This is a genomic window from Streptomyces sp. NPDC002671 (assembly GCF_053592475.1).
This window is the reverse complement of record NZ_JBSFVU010000150.1, coordinates 1-2,598: the sequence shown is the minus strand read 5'-3', so window position 1 is coordinate 2,598 and position 2,598 is coordinate 1. Positions and strand designations below refer to the sequence as shown.

The window sequence follows — 2,598 nt, the reverse complement described above, 5'->3', positions numbered from 1 at the left end:
GTTGCCGAACAGCCCGTTCCACGCTGTCGCGTAGACCTCGGGCACCGCCGCCAGTTCGGCCCATCCCAGTGACGAGTTCACCGCGGCCACGTTGGTGGCCGGTACGGTGACCAGCTCGGCGTAGCTGCCGTTTCGGGTGCGGCCCATGCCGCCGAGGATCGCCACGACCCGGGTTCCGGGGGCGAGTTGGCCCGAGGGGTCGGCCTCGACCAGTCCGGCGCACTCGATCCCCGGGACGGCCGCGACATCACCCCAGGTGCCCGCGCGCATGTATGCCTCCGCGTGGTTGAGGCCGAAGGCCTTGACCCGGATCAGCACCTCTCCCTGCGCAGGCACGGGGTCGGGGAGCTCGGTGATGTGCAGCATCTCGGGAGCGCCGTAGGCGGAGATGACGATGGCCTTCATTGAGCAGGCTCCATTCTTGAATGGTGGTTCAACTATTGGGTCCGAAAAAAGAGCCACCGCATGCGGTGGCCCCTGGAGGGAGCCGTCAGGCGAGGACGGCGAAGGCGTTGTCGACGATGGCGCGCAGTACCGCCTCGTCGGGATTGGCCTTCCCTACGACCATCAGCCCCTGGCACGTCGCAACCAGCAGCTTGGCGTTCCCGGCCGGATCCACCGAGGCGCGCACCTCGCCGGCGTCGCGAGCGTTGCGCAGGGCCGTGGTCATGCACTGCTCCAGGCGGGTCAGATGGCCGCGTACGACGACGGCGGCCTCGTCGTCCTCGGCCGCGTTCTCGATCGCGGTGTTCACCAGCAGGCACCCCTGTCGGCCCTCCGGACTGAGCAGGTCGCTCACCAATCCGTCGAAGTAGCCGCGCAACGCGGCCAGTGAGGCACCGGGCGCCGCCAACTCGCCCAGCTTCTGAGGAACGACCAACGCGGAATACCGCTCCAGCGACTTCAGGAACAGTGTGCGCTTGCCGCCGGGGAACGCGCTGTAGAGACTGCCGGGCTTCACCCCGGTCGCCTTCACGAGGTCCTCGATGGAGGTGGCCCGATAGCCCTGCCACCAGAACCGCAGCATGGCCTGGTCCAGCACGGCGTCGGGCTCGAACTCTCGGGGGCGAGGCATGGCACAAAAATACATGAGCGACCATTCAAGAACAAGTCCCGGCGTCACGCCGCCTTCTGCCGACTGCCGTTCCGGCCGATCGCACGCCACCTCGGCTCGCCCCGGGGCCAGCGCCTCGGCCGGCTTGGCGGAGCCGCCTCTATTCCAACTAGCCTGCCCGTTTCGCTTCAGGTGGCTGAGCTGGTGTGATGGCCGGGAGGTGGGGGTTTTGGTGGTTCGCTGCCGGGCGGGCATGGTCGAGGCCCGACGCGCGGGTCGGGTGTGCCGCTCGAAAAGTCGTCGTCGCAGGTGGCAGCGGTGACGGTTCGTCGGCTGGGAGCATGTCCGGATGATCGTGTCCCTGTTGTACAAGGCGACCCGGAAGTTGCTCTCCCTGCCGTCGTTGCTGCTCCGCGGGGATGAGGCGAAAGACGCTGAGCTTCTCGTCCTGCGCCACGAGAACGCGGTGCTGCGCCGGCAGCTGGCCAGACCGGTCCGCTACGAGCCAGTCGATCGGTTCTGGTTTGCTGCCCTCTCCGGTCTGATACCTCGGTGTCGCTGGCGCGAGGTCTTCCCGGTCACTCCGGGCACCCTGCTCGGCTGGCATCGCCGATTCGTCGCCGCGAAGTGGGACTACAGCGCGCGCAGGCGCACCGGTCGGCCGCCGACCGCGACGGCGCTCAAGAGCCTCGTGCTGCGACTCGCCGGCGAGAATCCGCGATGGGGCCACCGGCGGATCCAAGGAGAGTTGGCGCGGCTCGGGCACCGGATCGCAGCCTCGACGGTGTGGGAGATTCTCCATGCAGCGGGCATCGACCCCGCGCCGCGTCGCTCCGGTCCGACCTGGCGTGAGTTCCTCACCGCCCAGGCCGAAGGCATCATCGCGGCGGACTTCTTCCACATCGACACCGCGCTCGGCAGGCGGCTCTATGCGCTGGCCTTCCTCGAGCGGCACCAGGCGCCTGCACATCACCGGCGTCACCGCCCATCCGACGCGGGAGTGGACGGTGCAGCAGGCGAGGAATTTCGCCGCCGACCTCGGGATACGCATGGAGTCCCTGCGGTTTCTGCTGCGCGATCGAGACGGCAAGTACGGCGAGGCGTTCGACGCGGTCTTTCGAGGCAGAGGAACTGGACGTGATCAAGAGTGCACCGCGGGCGCCTCGGATGAACGCCCATTGCGAGCGCGTCATCGGCAGCCTCCGCCGCGAGGTTCTCGACCACATCCTCGTCATGGGAGAGGCGCATGCCCGGCAGGTACTTGCGGCCTACCAGAGGCACCACAACGAGCATCGGCCCCACCAGGCGCGCAACCAACTACCACCCGATGCCCAGCCCACCGCGATAGACAGCGAAGCCCCAAGCTGCTGCGCACCCGGATCCTCGGTGGCCTCATCAGCGAGTACAGATACGCCGCGTGACCTGCGGCGACGACTTTTCGAGCAGCACAGGCCGCTCGACCGGGTTCGGGGAGCATCCGTCGTGCACCGGGTGGACGCCCTGATCGGCCAGCCGACGCTGTGCCGCATCCGAACGAAGTGGCC

2 protein-coding genes and 1 pseudogene are annotated in these 2,598 nt (G+C 68.2%); 1 reads left to right on the top strand and 2 read right to left on the bottom strand.

What is annotated here, in order from left to right; all coding sequences use genetic code 11:
* Positions 1–405, bottom strand: a 405-nt coding sequence (locus tag ACWD35_RS45335) for an alcohol dehydrogenase catalytic domain-containing protein (protein WP_451357155.1), incomplete at its 3' end; no start/stop codon positions are given.
* Positions 406–490: 85 nt separating this feature from the next.
* Positions 491–1,075, bottom strand: a complete 585-nt coding sequence (locus tag ACWD35_RS45330) for a TetR/AcrR family transcriptional regulator (protein ID WP_451357154.1) — start codon at positions 1,073–1,075, stop codon at positions 491–493.
* A 328-nt stretch (positions 1,076–1,403) separates the two neighbouring features.
* Between ACWD35_RS45330 and ACWD35_RS45325 the strand changes: the two are divergent.
* Positions 1,404–2,475: pseudogene (locus tag ACWD35_RS45325) on the top strand (integrase core domain-containing protein).
* Positions 2,476–2,598 lie beyond the last annotated feature (123 nt).